Annotated in this window: 19 protein-coding genes and 2 other RNA genes; 7 read left to right on the top strand and 14 right to left on the bottom strand. The window is 65.7% G+C overall.

Going from position 1 to position 24,159, the window contains the following annotated elements:
- Positions 1-17: 17 nt before the first annotated feature.
- Positions 18-1,004: an L-histidine N(alpha)-methyltransferase gene (egtD, locus tag ACCQ06_RS01060; protein WP_228324735.1), complete on the bottom strand. Its 987-nt coding sequence runs from the start codon at positions 1,002-1,004 to the stop codon at positions 18-20.
- Positions 1,001-2,290 (bottom strand): ergothioneine biosynthesis protein EgtB, encoded by a 1,290-nt coding sequence (gene egtB / locus ACCQ06_RS01055; RefSeq protein ID WP_228324736.1) that lies wholly within the window; start codon positions 2,288-2,290, stop codon positions 1,001-1,003. The genes egtD and egtB overlap by 4 nt, the downstream gene beginning before the upstream one ends.
- Positions 2,291-2,355: 65 nt before the next feature.
- Between egtB and ACCQ06_RS01050 the strand changes: the two genes are divergently transcribed.
- Entirely contained in the window at positions 2,356-3,537 is a 1,182-nt protein-coding gene (locus ACCQ06_RS01050) for an aminotransferase class V-fold PLP-dependent enzyme (RefSeq protein WP_228324737.1), read from the top strand.
- Positions 3,538-3,654: 117 nt separating this feature from the next.
- Here ACCQ06_RS01050 and ACCQ06_RS01045 read toward each other — a convergent pair whose 3' ends face one another.
- The 4 genes from ACCQ06_RS01045 to ACCQ06_RS01030 form a co-directional block, all read right to left on the bottom strand.
- On the bottom strand, positions 3,655-5,127 hold the full coding sequence (locus tag ACCQ06_RS01045) for an ABC transporter permease/substrate-binding protein (RefSeq protein WP_228324738.1): 1,473 nt from the start codon (positions 5,125-5,127) through the stop codon (positions 3,655-3,657).
- Positions 5,124-5,861 (bottom strand): ATP-binding cassette domain-containing protein, encoded by a 738-nt coding sequence (locus tag ACCQ06_RS01040; protein ID WP_316689897.1) that lies wholly within the window; start codon positions 5,859-5,861, stop codon positions 5,124-5,126. Before ACCQ06_RS01040 ends, ACCQ06_RS01045 begins: the two co-directional genes overlap by 4 nt.
- Positions 5,862-5,909: 48 nt before the next feature.
- On the bottom strand, positions 5,910-6,227 hold the full coding sequence (locus ACCQ06_RS01035; protein WP_228324767.1) for an EF-hand domain-containing protein: 318 nt from the start codon (positions 6,225-6,227) through the stop codon (positions 5,910-5,912).
- 67 nt (positions 6,228-6,294) lie between these two features.
- Positions 6,295-7,500, bottom strand: a complete 1,206-nt coding sequence (locus ACCQ06_RS01030; RefSeq protein WP_228324768.1) for a DesA family fatty acid desaturase — start codon at positions 7,498-7,500, stop codon at positions 6,295-6,297.
- Positions 7,501-7,650: 150 nt separating this feature from the next.
- On the opposite strand from ACCQ06_RS01030, the gene ACCQ06_RS01025 reads away from it, so the two are divergent.
- The gene (locus tag ACCQ06_RS01025; RefSeq protein ID WP_228324740.1) at positions 7,651-8,487 is read left to right on the top strand and encodes an ABC transporter ATP-binding protein; all 837 of its coding nucleotides are present in this window, start codon (positions 7,651-7,653) and stop codon (positions 8,485-8,487) included.
- Positions 8,488-8,491: 4 nt separating this feature from the next.
- On the opposite strand, the gene ACCQ06_RS01020 is transcribed toward ACCQ06_RS01025, so the two are convergent.
- Positions 8,492-8,568: non-coding RNA, sX9 sRNA (locus tag ACCQ06_RS01020), on the bottom strand.
- Positions 8,569-8,883: 315 nt separating this feature from the next.
- Here ACCQ06_RS01020 and ACCQ06_RS01015 point away from each other — a divergent pair.
- Positions 8,884-9,903, top strand: a complete 1,020-nt coding sequence (locus ACCQ06_RS01015) for a TIGR00266 family protein (protein WP_104616242.1) — start codon at positions 8,884-8,886, stop codon at positions 9,901-9,903.
- 558 nt (positions 9,904-10,461) lie between these two features.
- Positions 10,462-11,499: a patatin-like phospholipase family protein gene (locus ACCQ06_RS01010; RefSeq protein ID WP_104616241.1), complete on the top strand. Its 1,038-nt coding sequence runs from the start codon at positions 10,462-10,464 to the stop codon at positions 11,497-11,499.
- Positions 11,500-12,110: 611 nt separating this feature from the next.
- Here the strand turns inward: ACCQ06_RS01010 and ACCQ06_RS01005 are convergent.
- Both ACCQ06_RS01005 and ACCQ06_RS01000 read right to left on the bottom strand, forming a co-directional pair.
- Positions 12,111-14,312: a TonB-dependent siderophore receptor gene (locus ACCQ06_RS01005; RefSeq protein ID WP_316689896.1), complete on the bottom strand. Its 2,202-nt coding sequence runs from the start codon at positions 14,310-14,312 to the stop codon at positions 12,111-12,113.
- Between the two features lie 353 nt (positions 14,313-14,665).
- Positions 14,666-15,148: an Lrp/AsnC family transcriptional regulator gene (locus ACCQ06_RS01000; RefSeq protein ID WP_104616239.1), complete on the bottom strand. Its 483-nt coding sequence runs from the start codon at positions 15,146-15,148 to the stop codon at positions 14,666-14,668.
- Positions 15,149-15,277: 129 nt separating this feature from the next.
- Here ACCQ06_RS01000 and phhA point away from each other — a divergent pair, with 129 nt between their 5' ends.
- Together phhA and ACCQ06_RS00990 are read left to right on the top strand one after the other, a co-directional pair.
- Positions 15,278-16,168, top strand: coding sequence for a phenylalanine 4-monooxygenase (gene phhA, locus ACCQ06_RS00995; RefSeq protein WP_316689895.1), 891 nt, complete (start codon positions 15,278-15,280; stop codon positions 16,166-16,168).
- Positions 16,169-16,475: 307 nt separating this feature from the next.
- On the top strand, positions 16,476-17,120 hold the full coding sequence (locus ACCQ06_RS00990; RefSeq protein WP_228324746.1) for a DMP19 family protein: 645 nt from the start codon (positions 16,476-16,478) through the stop codon (positions 17,118-17,120).
- Positions 17,121-17,342: 222 nt separating this feature from the next.
- Here the strand turns inward: ACCQ06_RS00990 and ACCQ06_RS00985 are convergent, their stop codons facing one another.
- The 5 genes from ACCQ06_RS00985 to kduI form a co-directional block, all read right to left on the bottom strand.
- The gene (locus ACCQ06_RS00985; RefSeq protein ID WP_228324747.1) at positions 17,343-19,076 is read right to left on the bottom strand and encodes a M61 family metallopeptidase; all 1,734 of its coding nucleotides are present in this window, start codon (positions 19,074-19,076) and stop codon (positions 17,343-17,345) included.
- A 200-nt stretch (positions 19,077-19,276) separates the two neighbouring features.
- On the bottom strand, positions 19,277-20,401 hold the full coding sequence (locus ACCQ06_RS00980; protein WP_228324748.1) for a GDSL-type esterase/lipase family protein: 1,125 nt from the start codon (positions 20,399-20,401) through the stop codon (positions 19,277-19,279).
- Between the two features lie 665 nt (positions 20,402-21,066).
- The gene (locus tag ACCQ06_RS00975) at positions 21,067-21,723 is read right to left on the bottom strand and encodes an RpiB/LacA/LacB family sugar-phosphate isomerase (RefSeq protein ID WP_228324749.1); all 657 of its coding nucleotides are present in this window, start codon (positions 21,721-21,723) and stop codon (positions 21,067-21,069) included.
- Positions 21,724-22,007: 284 nt separating this feature from the next.
- The gene (gene kduD, locus ACCQ06_RS00970) at positions 22,008-22,763 is read right to left on the bottom strand and encodes a 2-dehydro-3-deoxy-D-gluconate 5-dehydrogenase KduD (RefSeq protein ID WP_228324750.1); all 756 of its coding nucleotides are present in this window, start codon (positions 22,761-22,763) and stop codon (positions 22,008-22,010) included.
- Positions 22,764-22,944: 181 nt separating this feature from the next.
- The gene (gene kduI, locus ACCQ06_RS00965) at positions 22,945-23,799 is read right to left on the bottom strand and encodes a 5-dehydro-4-deoxy-D-glucuronate isomerase (RefSeq protein WP_228324751.1); all 855 of its coding nucleotides are present in this window, start codon (positions 23,797-23,799) and stop codon (positions 22,945-22,947) included.
- Positions 23,800-24,040: 241 nt separating this feature from the next.
- Between kduI and ACCQ06_RS00960 the strand changes: the two genes are divergently transcribed.
- Positions 24,041-24,116, top strand: a non-coding RNA gene (locus tag ACCQ06_RS00960) — sX9 sRNA.
- Positions 24,117-24,159 lie beyond the last annotated feature (43 nt).

The following is a 24,159-nucleotide window of genomic DNA, read 5'->3' as shown; positions in this document are numbered from 1 at the left end:
GTGGCCATCCGGTTCGCTTACACCGGGCGCAGCAAGCGCAGCCCGAACCAATCCTTCGCATCGTTCCAGCCGTGCGTGACCTTGAGCCCGGCGGCTGCGGCCAGTTCGGCAAAACGCGCATCGGTGTATTTGTAGCTATATTCGACCTGCATGGCTTCGCCTTCGGCAAAGGCGAATTCCTTTCCGCCCACGTGCACGCGTTGGTCGCGCTGACTGATCAAAAAGGTTTCGATGCGGCCGCGTTCGCGCGCATACACCGCGTGGTGACGGAAGCAGTCCAGATCGAAATCGCTGCCGATCTCGCGATTGAGTCGCGCCAACAGGTTCAAGGTGAACTCGGCAGTGACGCCGGCCACATCGTTGTAGGCGGCTTCGATCAGGCCGGCGTCCTTGTCCAGATCGATACCGATCAACGCGCAGCCATCGCTGCCCATGGTCTGGCGCATCGCATCCATCAAGGCGATGGCGGCGGTGTCGGTGAAGTTGCCTAGCGTGGAACCGGGGAAGAACATCACGTGGCGACGCGAAGGACGCTGCCCATCGGGCAGGCGCAACGGCTTGGTGAAGTCGGTACAGACCGGTAGCATCTGGATCTGCGGAAATTGCTGGGTCAACCGCGCTGTGCTTTCCAGCAATGCGGTGCGCGAAATTTCCAGCGGCGTGTACGCCACCACATCGCGCAGGCCTTGCAGCAGCAGCTCGGTCTTGCGGCCACTGCCGCTGCCGTATTCGACCACATGCACGTCGGGGCCAATCGCCTGTGCGATCGCCGGCATGCTGGCTTCCAGCAACGTCAATTCTGTGCCGGTGAGGTAGTACTCCGGCTGCCGGGTGATGGCTTCGAACAGCTGCGAGCCACGGGCATCGTAGAAGTATTTGGACGGCAGGGTCTTGGGTGTTTGCGACAGGCCGGCCAGTGCATCGGCGGTGATGTCGTCCGGCTGCGGACGCAGGTCGGTCAACGCGGCATGGGCGCGTTGCATGGCATGGGCGGCGGCGTTCAAGGCAGATCCTTGGCAAGGCGCACGCCGGCAAACTGCCAACGCGCATCGGAGGGGAAAAAGTTGCGGTAACTGGCGCGGATGTGACTAGCCGGCGTGGCGCAGCTGCCACCGCGCAGCACCCATTGCGCATTCATGAATTTGCCGTTGTATTCGCCCAACGAACCGGGCCACGGCGCAAAACCGGGATACGGCAGATAGGCGCTGCCGGTCCATTCCCAGACATCGCCAAACAGCTGCTGCATGCCGGTATCCACGGCCTGCGCAGCGCGCGGATGCAGTGCGTCGGTATCGACGAAATTGCCCTGCACCGGCACCCCGGCGGCCGCCTGTTCCCACTCGGCTTCGGTGGGCAGACGCGCACCGGCCCAGCGGGCGAACGCATCGGCTTCGAACAGGCTCAGGTGACAGACCGGCGCGTGCGCATCGCGCGAGCGCCAGCCATCCAGGGTGAATTCGCGTCCATCTGCATCCCAGTACAGCGGATGCTGCCAGCCCTGCGCCTGCACCATCGCCCAGCCATCGCTCAGCCAGGCACCGGCGCTGCGGTAGCCGCCGGCGTCGATGAACTCCTGGAACTCGGCATTGGTGACGACACGGTTGGCCAAGGCATGCGCCCCGATCAGCACGCGGTGACGCGGGGACTCGTTGTCGTAGGCAAACGTGTCGCACTGCGGCCATGCGGCTGCACCGATCTGCGCAATCTGTTCATCGCGCGCATGCCACCGCAGTGCACTCGGCAATGCAGCTTCGGGGGCGGGCGCATCACGGTAGGCCGGCTGCAGCGGATTGCTCCACAGCGCGTGCTTGATGTCGGTCAGCAACAATTCCTGGTGCTGCTGCTCGTGCTGGATGCCCAGTTGCACGATGGTGCACGCCTGCGCGTCGAGCGCGCCATCGTGCAGGCGCTGCTGCATATGGGTGTCGACGGCCGCGCGATAGTCGCGCACCTGCTGCAGCGATGGCCGGGACAACACCCCGCGACGTGTGCGCGCATGCATCGGGCCCACACTTTGATAGTAACTATTGAACAAGAAGTCCCACGCCGGGTCGAAGACGCGGTACGCAGGGTCGGCCTGCAACACGAAGCGTTCGAAAAACCAGGTGGTGTGCGCCAGATGCCATTTGCTGGGGCTGGCATCGGGCATGCTCTGCACCATCGCGTCTTCCGCGCTCAGGGGTGCGGCAAGGCGGTCGCTCAACGCGCGGGTCTGCGCGTAGCGTTGCAGCAGCGTCAGCTGCTGTTGCTGGCGGTCGACCGCCAGGGGGGAGAGTGCAGACATCCCCATATGCTTGGGGAGCGTCCGTGAACGCGCCGTGTCGGCGGCATGGCAGCCAGCGGTAAGCTGTTGGCATGCCATCGTCTTCGCTGCCCAGTTCGCTCCCCACCCCTGTCGCCTGGGAACACCGGCACCGCGCATTTGCGCTACCCGATGAGGTCATCTATCTGGACGCTGCTTCGCGCGGGCCGTTGCTGACTGCGGTGCAAGCCGTGGCGCATCAGGCGGTCGATGCGATGGCCGCGCCGTGGCGGTTGCCGTTCGATGCATGGCTGCACGACATCGAGCAGCTGCGCCGCTTGGCCGCAGGTCTGTTCGACCACGATGTCGATGCGGTGGCGTTGCTGCCGTCGGCCGCGCATGGGCTGGCCACGGCTGCACGCAATCTGCCACTGCATGGCGGCGATGCGGTGCTGCTGCTGGACGGGCAATTCCCGTCCAACCTGCTGATCTGGCAACGGCGCTGCACGGAGGTCGGTGCACACCTTGTGGCGGTGCCGACCACTGCCGGCACAGTGCTGACCGATGCGGTGCTGGAGGCGGTTGAACACACGCCTGCGCTGCGCATCGTCAGCCTGCCGCATGCGTACTGGCTGGACGGGCGGCAGCTGGACCTGGAACGGATCAGCGCGGCGGTGCATGCGCGCGGTGCGGCGCTGGTGCTGGATCTGAGCCAGAGCCTGGGCGTCATGCCGACCGACCTGCCGCGCTGGAAGCCGGAGTTCGTGGTCAGTGTCGGCCATAAATGGTTGCTGGGGCCGATGGGCCTGGCCTGGCTATGGGTGGCGCCGCAGTGGCGCACGCGGGGCGTGCCGATCGAAGAACACTGGATCGGCCGGGATGCCGGCAGCAGTTGGGAGTTTCCGGTGGCGAAGGCGCCGCAGTATCGCGAAGGGGCACGGCGGTTCGATGCCGGCGGCGTTGCCGACCCGTTGCGGATTGCGATGGCAACGGCCGCCCTGCAGCAGGTGACGGCCTGGCAACCTGCGCGTATCGCTGCGGCGCTCGGCGCACTGACCGCGCAGTGGGATGCGGCGTTATCCGCGCGCGGGCTCGAGCATTGGTTCACGCCTGGTCATGCGCCGCATCTGACCGCGCTGCAGCCGCCGGCCACCCAATTGGATGCGGTGGCAAAGACGCTCGGCGAGCAGGGGGCGATCTGCACGCGGCGGCATGGACGTTTACGTATCGCACCGCACCTGAGTGTCGCCGACGATGCCCTCCTACGCTTGATTGCTGCGCTGCCGGGCGAATGACGCGGTACCCCAGCGCATGTAGGAGCGGACCTGGCCGCGACGGGGCGTGATCCGAGTAAGGCGGTGTCGCGGCCGGGTCCGCACCTACGAGTTCATGGAGGATTATTTGTCCGCTGCTCAACCGCGCCGACTGAGCCGCAGGCCGCGTGGGGTTGCCCAACGCTCCAGCCCTTCGAATGCCGCCTGTACCAGCAGGGCGAGGACGGCGGCAGGGATCGCGCCTTCCAGAATCAAGCCGATATCGTCCAGACGGATGCCGGTGAGAATTGGCTGGCCATACCCACCTGCGCCGATCAGCGCACCCAAGGTGGCGGTGCCCACGTTGATGACCGCAGCGGTCTGGATACCGGCCACGATGGTGCGGCAGGCCAGCGGCAATTCCACGCGCCACAATCGCGTCCAGGCCGGCAACCCGATCGCTTCGGCGGTCTGGCGTAACTCGCGCGGAATCGACGTGAGCCCGGCATGGGTATTGCGCACGATCGGCAGCAGGCTATACAGGAACAACGCGGCAATTGCCGGCTTTGCGCCGATGCCGAACAGCGGAATCATGAAGACGAACACAGCCAAGGAAGGCAGCGTCTGCAACACACCGGTCAACGACAACACCACCTGGCCCAGCCGCGGCCGCCGCGCTGCGAGCACACCCAAGGGCAGCGCGATCAGCAACGCGAAGCCCAGCGAGATGCCGACCAGCGCCAGATGCTCGCGGGTGTGACGCAGCAACCGGCCGATGCGCGAGTCCGCCTGCGCCGTGGCCGCAACGCCCAGCCATTGCGCGGCCACCGCCGCCTCGGACTGCCGCTCCAATTTCACCTGCGCATTGAGCCGCTGCATGGTGGCTTCGTCGATCCGTCCCTGCAGACCTTGCAAAGCCTTGAGCATTGCCGGTGCGCGCTGCGCCAGATCCTTGCGATACAGAAATACCGCCTGGTACTCCGGGAAGTACTGGCGGTCGTCGCGCAGCACCTGCAGCTGGTAATACGGAATCTCCGCATCGGTGCTGTATAGATCGGTGACCTCGATCGCCCCGCTTTGCAGCGCGCGATAGGCCAGATCGTGATCCAGCCCGGTGGCGGTTTGCGGCAAGCCGTACGCCGCACGCACGCCGGGCCAGCCGTCGGCGCGCTGCATGAATTCATTGCTCAAACCGATCTTCAGTGCCGGGTGGCGGGCCAGATCCGAGAGCGATGCGATGCCCAGCGCCTGCGCACGCGCACGGCGCATGCCAAACGCATAGGTGTCCTGAAACCCCAGCGACGCGGTCATCGCCAGACCGCGCGCGTCCAGCGCCGCGCGTAGCTCGGCGTGGCTGGCCTTGGGCAACTGCAGCAATTCCTGCGCCAGGGTGCCGGTGTATTCGGCATAGGCATCGATCTGGCCGGTTTCCAGCGCGCGCCACAGGATGCGCGTGCCGCCAAGCTGGGCGCGGTGTTGCACGTCCACGCCATCGCGCCGACCGGCCGCAGTGGCGATTTCGCCCAGGATCACTGCCTCGGTGAAGTTCTTCGAGCCGACCGTCACCGGCGCGGCCTGCGCGCCGAGGCTGCAGATCAGCAGCAGCATTGCCGCAAAGAGGCGCGCCATCATACGGCGTCGCCGATGCTGCGTTGTGCGGTGAGAAACCGCTGCACGAACGCGTCGGCCGGCTGCTCAAGCAGCTCGCGTGCACTGCCCTGCTGCACCACGCGGCCAGCGCGCATCAGCACCAGGGTGTCGGCCAGATACGCCGCTTCGGCGACATCGTGGGTGACCAGCACCACGGTCTTGCCGAGCTGCGCAAACAGCGCGCGCATCTGCGCCTGCAGGTCGTAACGCACGATCGGGTCGAGCGCGCCCAGCGGTTCGTCCAGCAGCAGCGCGGGCGGGTCCAGCATCAAGGCACGGATCAAGCCCACGCGTTGGCGCTGCCCACCGGAGAGTTCGGCCGGATAGCGCGCCAGCAACTGCGGTGGCAACTGGCACAACGTGCACAGGCTATCCAAGCGCGCATCGATGCGTTGTCGCGTCCAGCCAAGGGTCTGCGCCAGCAGCACCACATTGCTGCGCGCGTCCAGGTGGGGAAACAGCCCACCTTCCTGAATGACGTAGCCAATGCGTTGGCGTTGCGCCTGCAGGCTGGCGCGTTGCAGCGGCATGCCGTCGAAGGCGACCGTGCCGCTGTCAGGCCATTCCAGCCCCACCAGCATGCGCAACACGGTGGACTTGCCGGCGCCGCTGGGGCCGATCAACGCCGTCGTAACGCCGCTGGCAAAGCCCAGCGTGACCGTGTCGAGTGCAATGGCCTGGCCGTAGCGGCGGCTGACCTGGTGGAGAGTGAACATGCGTGCGAGCTTGCCGAACGCGACGTCAGACACGCGCGAAGGTGCGCATCAGCGCGGCGGCGCCAGCAGTTCGCGCGCGCTCAGAGTGCCATCGCCGTTAGCGTCCTGGCGTGCGAAGCGCTCGATCAAGCTGGCGCGATGCGCAGCGCGGGTGATCGGCTTGCCGCGCCGGCCCGGCAGTTCGTCGCCTTGCAGCACACCGTCGTGATCGACATCGCGCTGATCGAAGGCGTAGCTCATCCAGGCCAGATATTCATCGCGGCTGACGCGGCCATCGCCATCGGTGTCCATGCGTTTGAGATAGTCCTGGCTGTCCTGCACCTGGGCGTGCGCCGCAGACGCGCACGCACAGACGATGCAGGCCATCAGCAACGCGCGCCTCACCGAACACTTCCACCCACGTGCGCCCACCGCAGCACGCGTGCCGCTGCGCTCACGCGCCACTCAGCGCATAACCCTTGAGCCGCGCCGCGTATGCCTGCAGCGCGGCGTTGCCACTGGCTTCGGCCTCATGGCACCACTGCTGCAACTGCTTGAGACGCTCGGACGCATCATGGCTACGCGCTTCCAGCACCGCGGTCAGGCGCGCGCGGTACTCGACCAACGTGCGCATGCGCGGACGCTGCGCCACCCAGGCCTGCAACTGCGCGCGCGCATCCGGCTTGAGCCAGCGCCCGTCATCGACCAGGCCCTTGCGCAAACGCCGCGGCAACAACTCGCGCAGCTTGGCGCCGGTGGCGGCGGCTTCCTCGCGCAAGGCCGGCTTGAGCACGTTGCGCTGGTAATCGGTCATGGCCTGAAAGCGATGCGACAACAGCGCTTTCAGCGTATCGGCATCGGGCACGGCGATATTGGGGCGGATATCCAGCGACGGGGCAACACGCAGCACCTTGGCCAGCCCCATGGCCTGCAACCCACGAATCGCGATCCAGCCGATATCCAGTTCCCAACGCCGCATCGAAAACCGTGCCGAACTCGGGAACGCGTGATGGTTGTTGTGCAGTTCTTCGCCACCGATCCACAGCGCCCACGGCGTGAGGTTGGTGGAGGTGTCGGCGGATTCGAAATTGCGATACCCCCACCAATGGCCCAGGCCATTGACCACACCCGCCGCCCAGAACGGAATCCACGCCATCTGGATCGCCCATAGCGCAATGCCGGGCAAGCCGAACAACACGCCGTTGAGCACCAGCAGCGCGATCGGGCCAGCATTGGCGTGCGGGGTGTACAGATGCCGCTCGATCCAGTCGCTGGGCGCGCCCTTGCCGTACTGCTCGATGTCGGCGCGTTGCGTGCGCGCCTCGCGGTACAGCTCCACGCCGCGCCAGAACACCTGCTTGATGCCCTTGATCTGCGGGCTGTGCGGGTCGTCCTCGGTTTCGACCTTGGCGTGGTGCTTGCGATGGATGGCTACCCATTCGCGGGTGATCATCGAGGTGGTGAGCCAGGTCCAGAAGCGGAAGAAGTGCGCCACCACCGGATGGAAATCCACGCCGCGGTGCGCCTGGCTGCGATGCAGGTACAAGGTCACCGCAAAGATGGTGAGCTGGGTGAACACCAGCAGTACTGCCAGCATGCCCCACACACCCAGCCCGGCGACGCCGGCGGTCAGGAAGTCGATGATCGGATCGGACAGCATCGGCAGTTCCACGGCAGCGGTTTCTCGTTGGTCGATGCAGACATGATGGGGGCGATCGCGGCAAACTTCACCCTTCGGATGCGTAGGGTGATGCCTGCTTTTCTAAAACGGTTCACTCCTGCTCTTCTCCTACTGCCTGATGTCTTGCGTATGACTGTTTCCACCGATGTTGCCGATACGTTTGCCGATGCGCCTGCGCTGATCGAACTCGACCAGGCAAGTGTGATGCGCGGCCAGGTCCGTGTGTTGCACGCGTTGCGTTTGCGCATTGCGCTTGGTCAGCACACCGCCATCCTCGGCCCCAACGGCTGCGGCAAATCCTCGTTCATCAAGCTCATCACGCGCGAGCTGTATCCGTTGGCGCGTGGCGATGGCCAGCCTGCGGTGAAGGTGCTGGGGCAGGCGCGCTGGCAGGTGGAGCGGTTGCGCTCGCAACTGGGGATCGTCAGCGGCGATCTGAGCGTCAACCTGGCCGACATGCCGGGGCTGGATGTCGAAAGCGCGGTGTTGTCCGGCTTGTTCGCCAGCTACGTGGTGCCACCGCATCACGAGGTCAGCGACGACATGCGCGCGCACGCACGTGAGGCCTTGGCGCTGGCGCGCGCCTTGCCGTTGCTGGATCGACCGTTTGCCGAGTTGTCGGCCGGCGAGACCCGCCGCGTGCTGATCGCACGCGCCCTGGTCAACCGCCCGCAGGCGCTGTTGCTGGACGAGCCATCCACCGGCCTGGACCTGGTGGCGCGCCAGCACCTGCTCGACACCTTGCGCGACCTTGCACGGCAAGGCATCACGCTGGTGCTTGTGACCCATCACATCGAAGAGATCGTGCCGGAAATTGCGCGGGTGATTCTGCTGCGCGCCGGCACGGTGATCGCCGATGGTCCGCGCGATGCGCTGCTGACCGATGCCAGCCTGTCGGCAGCGTTCGACGGCCCGGTGCGTGTGCACCGCGATGGCGAGCGCTATTGGGCGACGGTGGGGGAATAAGCGCGGCTGACACAACGTGGCGAGCTGTCGCCGGGTAGGTGCGGGCGGCACACTCAGCACCGGAGTGGACGCGTGGACCATGCCGCACCGAGCACCGGCCGCGCCCGCTTGGCGGTAAGTGAGCACAGTCGTTTTGGGAGCTGCTCTAAGCCGGCGGCGCCAATGCTGCAGTCAACGTGACGCCGTTTCCGGATGCAAGCGCTCGCTACTGCGGCCTACTTCAGCGCAACCGCCTGACCACGACCGCCTCGGCAGCATGCCGGCCCGATGGCACGCGTGGGGTGTCTAGCGGCCGCAACCCCGCCTGACCGCCTTGCACGGCATGACCTTGGACACGGGACGCGGTGGCCGTTGCTGCGGCTAGACTCGCCGCACACACCGACAGGAGTCGTCCCGATGGCCCAGTGGTATTTCCATATTCCCGGACAGGCCGACCGTATCGGCCCGCTCGACGATGCCAGCGCCCGCGCGTATGCCCAGCGCCAACCCGATGCGCTGGCCTGGCGCGATGGACTCGATGGCTGGACGCCGGCCCGTCAGCTGGTCGACCTGCAGGGCGCTGGCAGCGCACCGCCACCGCTTGGCAGCATCGCCAGCGCCGGGCGCGCCGATGAGATCGACTACCGCATCGTCGGCAACGACATGCAGTTTGTCGAAGTGGAACTGGACCCGGGCGAGAGCGCCATCGCCGAAGCCGGCGCGCTGATGTACAAGGATGCGGCGGTACAGATGGACACCGTGTTCGGCGACGGCTCGCATGATGGTCAGGGCGGCAGCAGCGGCGGGCTGATGGGCAAATTGCTTTCCGCCGGCAAACGCGTGGTCACCGGCGAAAGCATGTTCACTACCGTGTTCACCCATACCGGCAGCGGCAAGGCCAAGGTGGCCTTCGCCGCGCCCTACCCCGGCACGGTGCTGGCGCTGCGGCTGTCCGAGCACGGCGGGCGCCTGATCTGCCAGAAAGACAGCTTCCTGGCCGGCGCGCGCGGTGTGTCGTTGGGCATCGCCTTCCAGAAGAAAATCCTCACCGGCTTGTTCGGCGGCGAGGGCTTCATCATGCAGAAACTCGAAGGCGACGGCTGGGTGTTCGTGCACGCCGGCGGCACCGTGGTCGAACGCGACCTCGGCCCCGGCGAGCGCATCGACGTGGACACCGGCTGCGTGGTCGCCTATCACGCCGGCGTGGACATGGACGTGCGTCGCGTGGCCGGATTGAAGAGCATGTTCTTCGGCGGCGAAGGCGTGTTCCTGGCCACCCTCACCGGCCCCGGCAAGGTGTGGCTGCAATCGCTGCCGTTCTCGCGCATGGCCGGGCGCATGCTGCAGGCCGCCCCGCAAGCCGGCGGCCAGCAACGCGGCGAAGGCTCGGTGCTCGGCGGCCTGGGACGGCTGCTGGATGGCGATAACCGGTTTTGATGGTTGGCGCGGCGAGGCCGTGTCGATGTTCGCGGCTTTTTGCGGCCCGGCCAGTGTGGTGGCCGGTGTGGAGCACCGCATACATGCCGGAGACGCCCCACTGCGGCAGGTCCAGGTCCGGCGCGCTTCGGGAGCACGCCTGTCTTGATCGACTGCCGGCGATTCCCCCCATCCGCCCTACGGGTCCCTTCCCCCGCACGCGGGAGAAGGGACGTCGCGCGCAAGTCGGGACGTTGCTCCGGGGAATCGGGATGTCGCACTCCGGCGTAGGAACGTCGCCATCGCACGCGCACTAGCCCCTCTCCCTCGTGCGGGAGAAGGGGGGTGAGGGGACGACGCGAAGCCACACCTGCAATGGCATGACACCAGGTTTCGCGCACCCTCATCCGGCGCTGCGCGCCAGCGTTTTCCCGCCAATAGAAAGTGCAGCAGAGGCTTGCACCACCAACAGCCTGTGCAAGTTCTCGATCACCTCCACCATCGACCACCCCGCAGCACAGCAGCGACCGTGACGGCACGCGTGTATTCTCCCTCGCCTTTCCCATCGACGTTTTCCCCATGACCGCGCTCCGCCGCCCCCGCTCGCTTACCCTGTTGTCCATGCTCGGTCTGCTCTCGGCCTGCGGTGGCGAGCCGCGCCCGGCAACGCCGGCGCCGGTGGTGCAGGCGCCTTCGGCCGCTGCGGCCAAACCGGTGAAGATCGGCATCGCGCTTGGCGGCGGCGCAGTCAAAGGCTTTGCGCATATCGGCGTGATCAAGATGCTCGAAGCCAACGGGTTTGCGCCTGTGGTGGTGTCCGGTACCAGCGCCGGCAGCGTGGTCGGCGCGCTGTATGCCAGCGGCATGGACGCGTTCGAAATGCAGGAAAAAGCGGTGGCGCTCGACCAGACCAGCATCCGCGATGTGCGGCTGTTTTCCGGTGGCCTGGTGCAGGGCCAGAAGCTGCAGGACTACGTCAACGAGCAACTCGGCGGCAAGCCTATCGAGAAGTTGCGCAAGCCGTTTGCGGTGGTGGCCACGCGCCTGGAAGACGGCGAGCGCACCGTGTTCGTGCGCGGCAACGCCGGCCAGGCGGTGCGTGCGTCCAGCAGCATTCCCGGCGTGTTCGAGCCGGTGACCATCGGCAAATACCATTTCGTCGACGGCGGTGTGGTCAGCCCGGTGCCAGTGGATGCCGCGCGTCAGCTCGGCGCCGAATTCGTGGTGGCGGTGGATATCTCCAGCAAGGCCAGCGGCAAGAATCCGGGCGATCTGCTGGGCACGGTGAACCAGTCGATCTCGATCATGGGGCAGCGTCTTGGCGAAGCCGAGCTAAAGCGTGCAGATGTGGTGGTGCGCCCCAAGGTCAACGATATCGGCTCGGCCGATTTCAATCAGCGCAGTGTCGCCATCCTGGAAGGCGAACGCGCGGCGATGGCCGTGATGCCGCAGATCCGCGCCAAGATCGCGCAGCTGCAGGCCGCGCGCAGCAGTGCCACGCGTAACGCCGCCGACCAGGCCGCGTCGGCAAAGCAGCAGGCCTATCAGCGCTGCCTGGAACAACGGTCGCGCTGGCAAAAACTGCGCGGCAAGGACGAGGAATGCGTGGCACCGTAAAGCGGTTGTGGTGCGGCGCGATCTGCGTTGCGCACGACGCTTTGTTGGATTGGAGGTGCAGGGTGATTGCGGGGCTTGCATGTGGCAGGCAGGTGCTGCGGTTCTACTGCTCACGGTAAGCCGCGGTCCGCAAGGTCAAGCAAGAAACCGAGCGCCTGCATGTGGCGGGGTGTGTGCAATGGAGAGTTGCATGTGCTCACTTGGGCGCGGATGAGCGGGTTCTTCTGTTGTTGTGTAAAACGTTTTTTGCGCATCGGCGCTATCGGGACGGCGTCGCGGCCAGGTCCGCTCCTACGAAATGCGGCATCTCGCTCGCTTGATTTACCGCCTTCTGCGCGTTTTCCGCTCGCATGGGTTACGAGGTTATCTGCCTGCCGTTCGCACATTGCACGCTGTGGCGTGCGAGGCGTTGATCCAGGCGAATGAACTCTTTTGCGTTGCTCGATGCCTGCTGCGGAAGTACCGATGCTGTGTCGGGACGGCGTCGCGGCCAGGTCCGCTCCTACGCAACGGCAGATACGTTGGATGCTGCCGTAGGACCTTGGTTGCGATGCCGGGCCGACCATCGTGGCGCATGCACTGCGAGGTGATCGGCCGGCATCGCTGTTTCCTCAGTACCGCCAGCGCAGGGACACGCTGACAAAGCGTGGTTCGCCGTAGTTCTGGTAATCCAGGTTGGCCCAGTAGGTCTTGTCGAACGCGTTGCGTACCGCCAGCGTGGCGGTCCACTGGTCGCTGATGCGGTAGTTGGCGTTGAAGTGCACCAACGCATACGGGTTCTGCACCACGGTGACCGGTGTGGTGGCGCCGCTGCCATCGCCGGTGGGGCGTGCGATGTTGAAGCCGCGCACCGCGCTTTGCCAACTCACGCCACCACCGATGCTCAGGCGATCCCACGCGCCGGGCAGGCGTACCTGGGTGGACAGCTGCAGATAGTCTTCCGGCAGGTTGGCGTAGATCGCATCGGTGGGTGCGCGCGTGACCTTGACGTGGGTGTAGCCGGCATTGACCGTCCAACCCGGCAGCATCTCGCCGTTGATATCCATCTCCCAACCGCGACTCTTGGTACCGTTCACGCCGATATACGCCGAGGTTCCATCGGGCAGCGACGATTCGGGCTGGGTCATGTCGCGCACCGCGTAGTTGTCCTGCTTTGCTTCGAACACGGCGGCGGTGGCCATGGCGCGGCCACCGAGTAATTGCGCCTTGACGCCGGCTTCCAGATTGGAGCCTTCCACCGGTGCGAGCAGGTTGTTGTCCTTGTCGCGGTAGTTCTGCGGATTGAAGATTTCGGTGTAGCTGGCGTACACCGACACATCCGGCACGATGTCGTAGACCAGGCCCACGTACGGGGTGACTTCATCGCTCACCTTGTAGCGGCCGGTGGTGCCGGTGTAGCCGCCGCTGACGTTGAAGCCCTGGGTGCGCGTCTGCCAGGTGCTCAGGCGCGCGCCAGCGATCAGCGACAGCGGGTCGGCCAGGCGCAGACGTGTGGAGGCGTACACGCCGCGCTGGGTGGTGCGCGCTTCGCGGCGGGATCCGGTGCGGCGATAGGTCACCTCGGGGGCATCGCCATCCCAGTTGCGGATGTCGGGAATCCGATAGCAGCGCTCGGACCCACCGCTTTCGTTGATGCACGATCCCCAGCCGCTGGGGTACTGCTGGGTAATGCCGTAGGTGGTCGATTGCAGATCCTGCCAGCTGCCACCCAGCACCACGTCGTGGCGGCGGCCGAACAGCGAGAACCCGCCCGACAGATACACATCCACGCCATCGCGGGTGTCGCTGGTTTCGCCGGTGCCGGTGCGCAGGAACACGCCACTGCCATCGGCGGCCGGGTAACCGGTGCCGTAGACGCGAATGCTTTGCACATCGCCCTTGGTGTGCGCGGTGTTGACGCGCAGCAACCAGTCCTCGCCGAAGCGTTGTTCCAGATTGGCGAATGCCGTGCTGGTTTCGCGCTGCCAGCGTGTCCATTCCGGTGCCATGTTGGTCGAGCGCGACAGATTGGCAAAGCTGCCATCGGCCGCAAAGAACGGCACCGTGCCCCAGGTCGAACCGACCGGGCTGTTGTCCTGACGTTGATACCCAACGGTGAGCGTGGTGCTGTCGGTCAGATCGCCCTCCAGCACCGCCATGCCGGACATCTTGTTGTCGTGGTAACGGTCGTAGTAGTAGTCGCGGTCCTGCCAGGCCGCGACCACGCGGCTGCGGAAACGACCATCGTCGGTGAGCGGTGCATTGACGTCGGCCTGGGTGCGGCGGAAGTCCCAGGTGCCGGCGCTTGCGGCAACCGAGGCGTCGAACGTCTTGCCCGGGCGCTTGCGCAACAGGTTCACCGTGGCCGAGGGAATGCCCGCACCGGTCAGCAGGCCGTTGGCGCCGCGGATCACTTCGATGCGGTCGTAAAACACCGTGTCGTATTCCTGATTGGTCGCACCGCTATAGGTGGGCAAGCCATCGACCTGGAAGTCGGTGATCTGGAAACCGCGCGCAAAATACAGCGGCCGCTGGGTGTCGTAGAACGACACGTTGACGCCGGTGACGTTGCGCATCACGTCATCGATGCTGAAAAGCGACTCGTCCTCCAGGCGCTGCAATCCGATCACGCTCACCGACTGCGGCGTCTCCTGCAGGGTCAGCGGCAGGCGCGTGGTGGTGGCCGGCTGCGCGCGGCTCACCGTGCCGTTGACGGTGACCTGGTCCAGCGTCTTGGCATCGGCCAGGTCGGCTGCGTGCGCAGCGGCAGGCCAGGTCAATGCGCAAAACAGGGCGACAGACAGGGTGGTCAGTGGGTGGGTCAGTGCAGGCATCGGTCTCTCATCGATCGTGGGCGCACGCTAGGGCGTGGCGACAGGAAGCAGGCAGGCGTCGGCGTGCTGCTCGGGCGACGAGCTGGCTGGCCTGGCAAGGCTGGCGGATCGACGAACAGGACATGGCCGGAGCCGGCCAGACGTTACGTAAATGTAAATCGTTATCGTTTGGCGAGCAAGTGCGGTCTACCTGGGAGCGTCTGCTCCTGCCGGCGCGATCCGCGCGACGGCGCCCGCTGCCGGACCTCGCAGGTCAGCCAGATCAGTTGATCGCAACAGGCTGTACGCGCGACCGGGTGCGCCCGATTCCGCCGGCAGAACGCGTTTCGCAGCCGGCCCAGGCGACTGACGCCTCACGCCAGATGCGACAGCGGCAGGCCTTCGGGCGTCTTGACCGTGCGCAGGACGAAACTGGAATTGACGTCGGACACGCCGGTAGCATTGAGCAAGCGATCCAGCAGAAACCGCGAAAAATGCTCCAGATCGCGCACCTGCACCTGCAACAGATAATCCATGTCGCCGGTCAGCGCCCAGCACGCCACCACTTCGTCCCAACCGCGCACACCGTCGGCGAACAGCGCGATATCGGCCTGACCGTGCTGCTCCAGCTGCACCCGCACGAAAGCCTGCAGCCCCAGCCCCAGCGCGCGCGCATCCAGGCGCGCACCGTAGCCGGCGATGATGCCGACGGCCTCCAGCCGTTGCGTGCGCCGCAGGCAGGCCGACGCGGACAGATTCACCTGCACGGCGAGCTCGGCGTTGCTGGTGCGCCCCTGCGTCTGCAACAGGGCGAGTAACCGCAGATCGGTGCGGTCCAGGGCGATTGGTTGGTCCATATGTTGCGCAGCATCAGATTAAGACGCACAAATCTTGCGCGTAAGTGCCGGCACTGCGCAAGATTCGCAATCCTGTTGCGCGGCGATCCGGCTAAGGTGAATCCTTGGTCGCTACGGAAGTCCTGCCGCATGAACACTGCCCCGCGCCGCGTCGAAAACCAGCTTACCGACAAGGGGTATGTGCCGGTCTACACCACGGCCGTGGTCGACCAGCCGTGGGACGGCTATAGCAGCGACGACCATGCCACCTGGGGCACGCTGTATCGCCGCCAGCGTGCGTTGCTGGTGGGCCGCGCCTGCGATGAGTTCCTGCAGGCGCAGGACGCCATGGGCATGGACGACGGCCAGATCCCGCGCTTCGACGCGCTCAACGCGGTGCTGCAGGCGGCCACCGGCTGGACGTTGGTGGGCGTGGAAGGCCTGCTGCCGGAACTGGATTTTTTCGATCACCTGGCCAACAAGCGTTTTCCGGTGACCTGGTGGATCCGCCGCCCCGATCAGATCGATTACATCGCCGAGCCGGACCTGTTCCATGACCTGTTCGGGCATGTGCCGCTGCTGATGAACCCGTTGTTTGCCGACTTCATGCAGGCCTATGGCCGTGGCGGGGTCAAGGCGCACGGCATCGGCCCGGACGCGCTGCAGAACCTCACCCGGCTGTATTGGTATACGGTGGAATTCGGCCTGATCACCACGCCGCAAGGTCTGCGCATCTACGGCGCCGGCATCGTGTCGTCGAAAGGCGAATCGCTGTATTCGCTGGACTCGCCCGCACCCAACCGCATCGGCTTCGATCTGCAGCGCATCATGCGCACCCGCTACCGCATCGACAGTTTTCAGAAGACCTATTTCGTCATCGGCAGCTTTGCGCAGTTGATGGACGCGACCAGCCCGGACTTCACGCCGATCTACGCTGCACTGGCGCAACACGCGCAGGTGCCGGCCGGCGATGTGCTGAGCAGCGATGCAGTGATCCAGCGCGGCAGTGGCGAAGGCTGGAGCCGCGACGGCGACGTGTAAAGCAGCCACGTTGCGCTGCCCGCCGCGTTGCACGCAGCGGCCAACGCGGTTAACGCCGCGAAGGACTGTACGTCCGTGTGGCCTGCGCTGCGTGTCGGACACCGTGAGGTGCAAGGCTGAAAGTAGCGCGCCGTGGTACTTCGCTGCATTGCGCTGCCCTGTTGTGCCTTGGCCAGACGGCGGCGTCGCGCTGGCAAGGCGATGCGACGCACGTGCAGTTCGCGCTGCGGGACAGCGAAGTGTGCAGCGACTCGACACCACTGCCAGCGCGGACTATGGTCGAGACTCCCCATATCGTCTTCGCTCAATGGAACTGACGCATCTGTGCATCCGGCGCCTGGAGCTGGACGACACCCGCCTGCTGTTCACCCTGGCCAACGGCATCCGCATCGACGAGCCCATCCAGGCGCATCGCTTGTTGCTCAAGGCGACCCCGCCGCAGCGCGCGCACTGGCAGATCACCGAGGACGGCCATGGCGTGAACTGGCCCGCGATCGTACCGCCCACAGCGGAAGGGCTGCTCAACATGCCCGAGCTGCTGTGGCGCCGTCGCACCGCACGCGCGCAGGCAAAACTGGTCACCTTGCGTGGGCATCTGGACGCGCTATCGCCGGGCGAACGCGAGCTGGTCGCGCTCGCGCGGCTGGATGCGGACATGCTTGAGAGCGGCTACGCCCGCTACTTCGACCGCTGGGATGCGGCCACCCGCAGCGACGCAGTGCGCGGTCTGGCGGCCATGGGCGCAGCGCAGACCCGGCAGGCCATCGAAGGCCTGGGCGCGGTGTTCGAACGGCTGGAAGAAGACCCCGACCTGCTCAGCATCGAAGACATCCTGGATGCCATGAACGAGGCCGACCGCCAACGCGTGCAAGGCTGGGAAGAAGTCTATTACCGCCGCTCCAGCGACCTGGCGCGGCTGGGCCTGGTGCATTACGGGGTGGATAAGGCCTGAGCTTTCATTCATGCGCTGCCGCCGCAGATGCCACTGGCCACGCAAGGTTGCAGACGAACGCGCCGCGACCGCGGGATGCGAATGCAATCCCCGTCGCGCATGCGGGCACCTCAGCAACGCAGTGATCCGGCAGCGGAACCGATAGCTGCACGTGCGCAACGGCGCACCGGATGGCCGGGTGCCTATCCGCAGACAGGCACGCCTGCGCGCATCAGCGCCGGCTCACAGCCGGCATTGCGCATCGTCCGCCCCAGGCACGCGCTCCCATTGCCAGGCGTCCACCTGCTCGCCGCGTGGCAGATAGTCCACATCGAACTCCTTGCCGTCGCGGCGCAGGCGCAACTGCAGGCGCTCGGTCTGATTGCCCTGGATACCGTCCTGCGGCACCGGACGCACGATCTCATCGCCATCGCGCACTCCTGCCTGCGCGGCCGCCGACGCTGCCATCAGCCCGCGCACGACGCGCTTGGGTTCGGCCAGCACCGCCGGCTCGAATCCCAGCACATACCGCCGCAGCGGCTTGCTGGTCCTGCGAAAGCACGGCCCGAACGCGTCCGACGCCGGCAGCGGCGGCGTGCCGGCCAGGAAGGCATGAAAGTCCTGCACCGCCGCCGCGCCCAGCTCTGCCTTCAACAAGGCCTCCCAATCGGCCTGCGTCGCCTCGCGCTGCTGCCCGATCGCCAGCAGCGCACGCAGCAGGTCGTCCAGCGAACGCTGGCCCTGCGATCGCTTGCGTAGCGCATCGTTCACCGTGGCCAGATACAACATGCCGCGGTCGTAGGCGAGCGTGCGGATGCGGGTGTCCTTCCAGAATCCCTCATCGATGCGTGCGTTGGGCAGATTTCCCAGCGCATTGGTGTAGTAACGCGCCGCGGTCATGTTGAGCGAATCCAGAAACTGCTGTGGGGTGAGCAGCCCGAATCGCAACGGCAGCAACGCCTCGTAGAACACCGCCGAGCCTTCGCTGAACCAGGTCGTGGACTCGGGCCCGTGCCCGGAAAGGCGCGGCTGATAGGTATGGAACATTTCATGCGACAAGGTGAGCTTGATCAGGTTCACGTCGGCGCCGCCCCCTGCGCCATAGGTGGTGACGAAGGACTGGTTCAGTGCGGTGCCGCCGCCCGCGTTGACCGGGTTGTAGCGCAGGAAGATCGTGTAGGGCCTGGACGCGGGCTGCGGAAACGCCAGCTCGAACTGCTCGTGCAGCTTGCCCACCCACGCGGATAACGCATTGGCATCGAAGGGCGGTTGCCCCTGCCAGGCGACCGAAAACCCGTCCGCACGCGGCACGCTCGGCCAATGTCCGACCCGCCCGGCCATGAAGAACAGGCCGGACAAACCGCCGCTATCGATCTCATCGACCCGCACATCGCCCTCGCCGAACGAACTCACGCCCTTGGCGCCGTCGGGCAGATGCGACAGGTCCCAATCGATGTTGAGTACGTAGGTCTGCCGTTTCGGTGGCACCACCAAAAACACACTGGCCGCCGCAGAAAATGCCTGGTCATCGTTGCGGAAGGCGATCGGCGGTGCCGGGCCGCGCGGAGGCCGCGTCGCATTCGCAGGTACCCGGTAGCGCAAGGTCAGCGGGCCGCTGAGCGCGCGTGGCGCAGTCCAGACGCGCAACGGCTGATCCTCGCTTTCTTCCGCGGTGGAGTCGCGTGCTGCAAGTTGTACCTTGCCCTGCGCATCGCTCGCTTCGATCGAGGCAATGTTTTCGGCAGCGGTATCGACGTTGCCCGCCATCATCGGCAGGTACACGACGATCTCGTCGCGCGCGATCGCCGCCTTCGCAAAGCGCAGGCGCACTTCCAGCGTCTTCACCTCGCCCTTGTCCGCATAGGGAACAAGTTGCAGATCCAGGGCGACCGGTGCAGGGACATCCGGCGCCGGGCTGGCCAGTGCGCCAGGCGCCAGCGCGATGAACACACACAGAAGCAGCCAGGGAGTTTTCATACGCGCCGAGCGGTTTGGGATCGTCGATCATGCCGCCGGTCGAGGCCGCCTGCCAGCATGCCGAAGGTCATGCGGCGCAATGCACGGCGATGGCTGCAGGCCTGGATCGAATGCCACCGGGGTTGCAGCGCTGGGTCGGCGGGCATCGCTTGGGTGGCGCGTCTGCGGCGCCCATACCTGCGCTGCATTGCGCCGACGGTTCACCCTGCCGGCGCTGGCAGGTAGGCCAACAACAGCACCAATGGTGCGTCGCCAGCTTGCTGCAATGCATGGGTGCTGCCCGGGCGCGTCAGCAGTGCATCGCCCGCTGCGACGTCGTACTGCTTGCCATCCAGCGCATACAGGCCGCGGCCGCTGACGATGTAATAGATCTCGTCCTTGTCGTGCAGATGCAGGCCGATGCCGGCACCTTTGTGCAGCACGCGTTTGCGCAACACGAACTTCAACTCCGGCGCGTCTGCGAAAAAGGGATGCGCCGTGGTGGGGCCGGCGCCGCCGTGCGGGCCGGGTTGTTCGCGGGCGAGATCGCGCTCGTGCACAACCAGCGACGGATGCGCCTGTGTGGCGCGTTGCGTAGCGGTATCGGGCGCTGCGCCGCAATCGGCGTCGCGACGCAGCTGGGGTTTTAACTCAGGCTGTAGCTGCACCCAGCCGTGCACGACCAGGCAGGCCACTGCGGTGGCGCCGGCACGGCTGAAATGGGTGCCATCTGCCTTGTTCTGCTCGGGCACGAACAGGAAATACGGCTTGGCGGCTTGCTCGCCGAGTGCGCGAATCCAGTCGCTGGAACTGGCGTTGAGATCGATCAGGCCGACGTGTTGGTCGGCCGCCAGTTGCTGCATGGCCAGGGTGTAGCGGCCGTGCGTATCGAGCAATGCGCCGAAATCGTAGAGCAGGCGCGCGGCCGGGGTGATCAGGATCGGCGTGGCGCCCTTCTCGCGCGCGGTGGCGATGTATTGGCGCAGGAACCGCACGTAGTCGCCTTGCGGGTCGGTATAGCGCGTGGGGTCTTCGCGTTTGGCATCGTTGTGCCCGAACTGGATCAGCAGGATGTCGCCACGTTGCAACTCCTTGGCAATGGCGTCCAGGCGCCCTTCGGCGATGAAACTGCGGGTACTGCGGCCGCCTTTGGCGTGGTTGTGCACTTGCCACTGCGCGGGGTCGAACCACGCTTGCAACATCTGGCCCCAGCCGGCTTGCGGTGCACGATCGGCGCCGTACTCGGCCGCAGTGGAATCGCCGGCGATAAAGATGCGATGGGGCGCAGCATGGGCGTGGGCGATGCCGGTGCAGAGCAGCAGCATGGCGATGAGCAGTCGACGCATGTGGAGCTCCTGGTGAGTGCGGTGTTTGTTGTTGTTGCTTTTGGATCTGGTCTTGCTGCTATCTGCAGTGCGGTACCGACGTATAGCTGCACGCTTGATGCATGATTTCGATGCGACTGGCATCCGTACTTCGCGCGTTGGCTGGATCCAGAACGGGTGGCGTGATGCTTCGGCGGGTCATCGACAACATCGGCAGTTGCTGGTTATTGAGCGGGTCCGATGCCTGCGCTTGACTGCCGGTTGGCTGTCTTCCTCCGTACCCTCACCCCAACCCTCGCTCCGCGTCCCGACCCGCGCTTGCGGCGCGGGCGCTCCAAGGCATGCGCGCCCATGGCGCGTAAGCCGTGCCTTCTCGCCTCGGTGGGAGAGGGGCTCGATGCACGCGCGCTTTCGGTTAAATGCACGAGTGCTTCTGGACGAATGCACATGTGTTTCTGCTCGCGTCCACGCACGCTCTCTATTCGCAGCGGATGCACCCACGCTTTTGGGGCGCCGGCATCGGAGTCAGTCACGGCAGGGTGTGCAGTGACTGTCACCTACTGTTGTATCAGCAGTGGGTGACGCCGTGCGATGCCTGACGCGTCAGCGACGTCTCACGCACTCGCCTTGCTGACGCATGCCTGCTCCCGGTGCAGAGCAACACAGGCATGCGCATGCGGATGCACTCAGGCAGCAGCGGCTTCGCTCTTGCCCAGCAGGCCGGCGACGAAGTTGCGAATCTCCGCATCCTGCGCATTGTCGAAGAAGCACTGCTGGAAGCGCTCGCCGCCGATGGCCTGCTTGATCAGTTCCGCATCGATGGCGCGCAGGCCGTCGAGGTAGGACTTGGCGGTGGCCTGCTTGACCTGGGTCAGGATGCCGGCGTTGGCGGCCTGCGATTCGCGACGCTCGGCCGGATAGCCCAGGCCGCGCTCGCCGCTGAAGGCTTTTTCGAAGATGTAGCGCACGTTGATTTCCGCGCCCCAGCCGTAGCCCTTGGCGAATGCCAGCGACAGCGCGTTGCCGTTGTTGACCTGGGCGAACAGGTAGGCGTCGGTCGGCTCGATGCAGTAGCCGCAGAACACGCCCGGGTGGGCGTTGAGCGACATCATCGCGCCCTGGCCGGTGCCGCAGCCGGCGACGACGAAGTCGACCGCCTTGGAGTTCAGCAGCAGGCTGGCGACGATGCCCAGGTGGATGTAGGTCAGGCGGTGATCGTTGTCGCCGTCCATGCCGACATTGAACACGCTGTGGCCTTGTTCGCCGGCGACGTCGTTGAGCTGCTGCAGGATCACCGGGTTCTTGGCGGCCTGACTAAACTCATTCATGAGTGCAATTTTCATGGGAATGCTCCGATTGGTTGGGGAAGAGTGGTTCGGAAAAGGATGGAGGCTAGGGACTGCCGCGTGGTGCGTTCGATTGCGGTCCCCATCCGGGGCTTCGGCACGAAACGAACAAGCAGTGACCAAGACTCTGCGCACCCCTTGATGACGGTCCCGGACGAGTTGCTGCCCTCATCCGCCCTGCGGGCACCTTCTCCCGCTCGCGGGAGAAGGACGTGGTATCGCGGGACACCAGGAGCGGCTGCGCGCCTCTGACAGTACGCGCCATCGCCATGCGATCTGGATCAGCGCGCCAGCCAGCCGCCATCGACCGGGATGATGGCGCCGTTGACGTAGTCCGAGGCGCTACTGGCCAGGAACACCGCGGTGCCGCCGAGATCGGCCGGCACGCCCCAACGCGCGGCCGGGATGCGATCCAGGATCGACTTGTTGCGGTCTTCATCGGCACGCAGCTGCGCGGTGTTGTTGGTGGCCATGTAGCCCGGCGCGATGGCGTTGGTGGTCACGCCCTTGCTGGCCCATTCGTTGGCCAGCAGACGGGTGATGCCGGCGATGCCCGACTTGCTGGCGGTGTACGAGGGCACGCGGATGCCGCCCTGGAACGACAGCATCGAGGCGATGTTGATGATCTTGCCGCGGCCCTGGGCGATGAAATGACGGCCGGCGGCCTGCGCCATGAAGAACGCCGACTTCAGGTTGACGTTGAGCACGTCGTCCCAATCCTGCTCGCTGAAATCGACCGCGTCGGTGCGACGGATCAGGCCGGCGTTGTTGACCAGGATGTCCAACCCGCCCAGGCCGGCGATGGTGGCCTCGACGATGCGCTGCACCGGCTCGATGCTGATCAGGTTGGCTTCGATGGCGATAAAACGGCGGCCCAGCGCCTTGACCTTTTCTTCGGTCTCGGTGGGCGCCTGGATGCCGGCGGCGGCGATGTCCGCGCCCGCTTCGGCCAATGCCAGCGCGATGCCCTGGCCCAGGCCGGTGTTGGCACCGGTGACCAATGCGACCTTGCCTTCGAGACTGAACGGATTGCTCATTACCTTATCGCTCCTGCTGGATGTGCCATGGTGTGATGAGTGAACCGCGCAGTGCGCGGCAGAGTGCGTTTGCATTGTTTGAACTGGTGCTTCGCCAACGCCGCGTCGGGGCGCGCTGACGTTGCCGGCGCTCGCCTGGAAAGACGGCGTCACTGGAGCGAACAATGGATCGAAACCGGGCTTACTTGAGCTGGCAGATATCCAGCACGTGCATGTCGGTGTAATCCAGGTTTTCGCCGCCCATCGCCCAGATGAAGGCGTAGTTGCTGGTGCCGGCGCCCATGTGGATGGACCACGGCGGCGACACCACCGCTTCGTTGTTCTGGATCACGATGTGACGCTGTGCTTCGGGCTCGCCCATGAAGTGATAGACGCGGTCGTTGGCGCCGAGGTCGAAATAGAAATACACCTCGCTGCGACGGTCGTGCAGATGCGGCGGCATGGTGTTCCAGACGCTGCCCGGCTTGAGCACGGTCAAGCCCAGCAGCAACTGCGAGGACTGGCAGGTGGCCGGCACGATGTACTGGTAGATGGTGCGCTCGTTGCTGGTTTCCAGCGTGCCACGGTCCAGCGCCACCGCATCCTTGATCGACAGCTGCTTGGTCTCGAAGCGCGCATGCGCCGGTGTCGAGGCCAGATAGAACTTGGCAGGGTTGGCGGCATCGTCCGAGGCGAAGCTGACATCGGTGCTGCCCATCGCCACGTACAGGCCGTCCTTGGGGCCGAGCGTGTAGGCGGTGCCATCCACGGTCACGGTGCCGGTGCCGGCGCCGACGTTGATGACGCCCAGCTCGCGGCGCTCCAGGAACGGGTGACCGGCGGCGGCGGCCGGCTCGGTCTGCTTGGGCAGTTCCAGCGCGGTGCCCAGCGGTGCGGCGCCCCCGAGCACGAAGCGCTCGTAATGGGTGTATTTGAGCGTCACCGCACCGTCGACGAACAGGCCGTCGAGCAGATACAGCGCGCGCAGGTCGTCGTTGCTGGCGCCCTTGATGGCATCCGGGTGGGTGGCGTAGTGGGTCTTGCAGTACAGGGACATGCGCGATCTCCGTGGCAAGCGGGGGGAAGAGGGCTTGCTCCGTGGGTAGTCTACCGGCTCTGGTTAACCGGTGTCATTGCGCAGTGCACGATAGTGCCTGACGGCGCGGGAATCCCTTCTGCCCTCGGGAGAAGGTGGCGCGCAGCGCCGGATGAGGGTGCGAGGCAACGCGCGGCGTTTAGAGCAGCTGACAAAACTACTGTGCAGCCGCAAGGCGGGCGCGGCCAGTGCTCGGCACGGCCTGTACCCCTCGTACACTCCGGTTCCTCCGCGCCGTCCGTACCCACCTGACGACTGCTCGCTACGTTTTGTTAGCCACTCTTAGTGCGGGGTTTGATGGGTCGGGTAGAGGCTTGTGAG

It is taken from the genome of Xanthomonas sp. NCPPB 4467 (assembly GCF_041475665.2).
In the GTDB taxonomy this organism is placed as follows: Bacteria; Pseudomonadota; Gammaproteobacteria; order Xanthomonadales; family Xanthomonadaceae; genus Xanthomonas; species Xanthomonas dyei.
The sequence above is the reverse complement of the archived record's forward strand: the minus strand, read 5'-3'. Positions and strand labels throughout refer to the sequence as shown.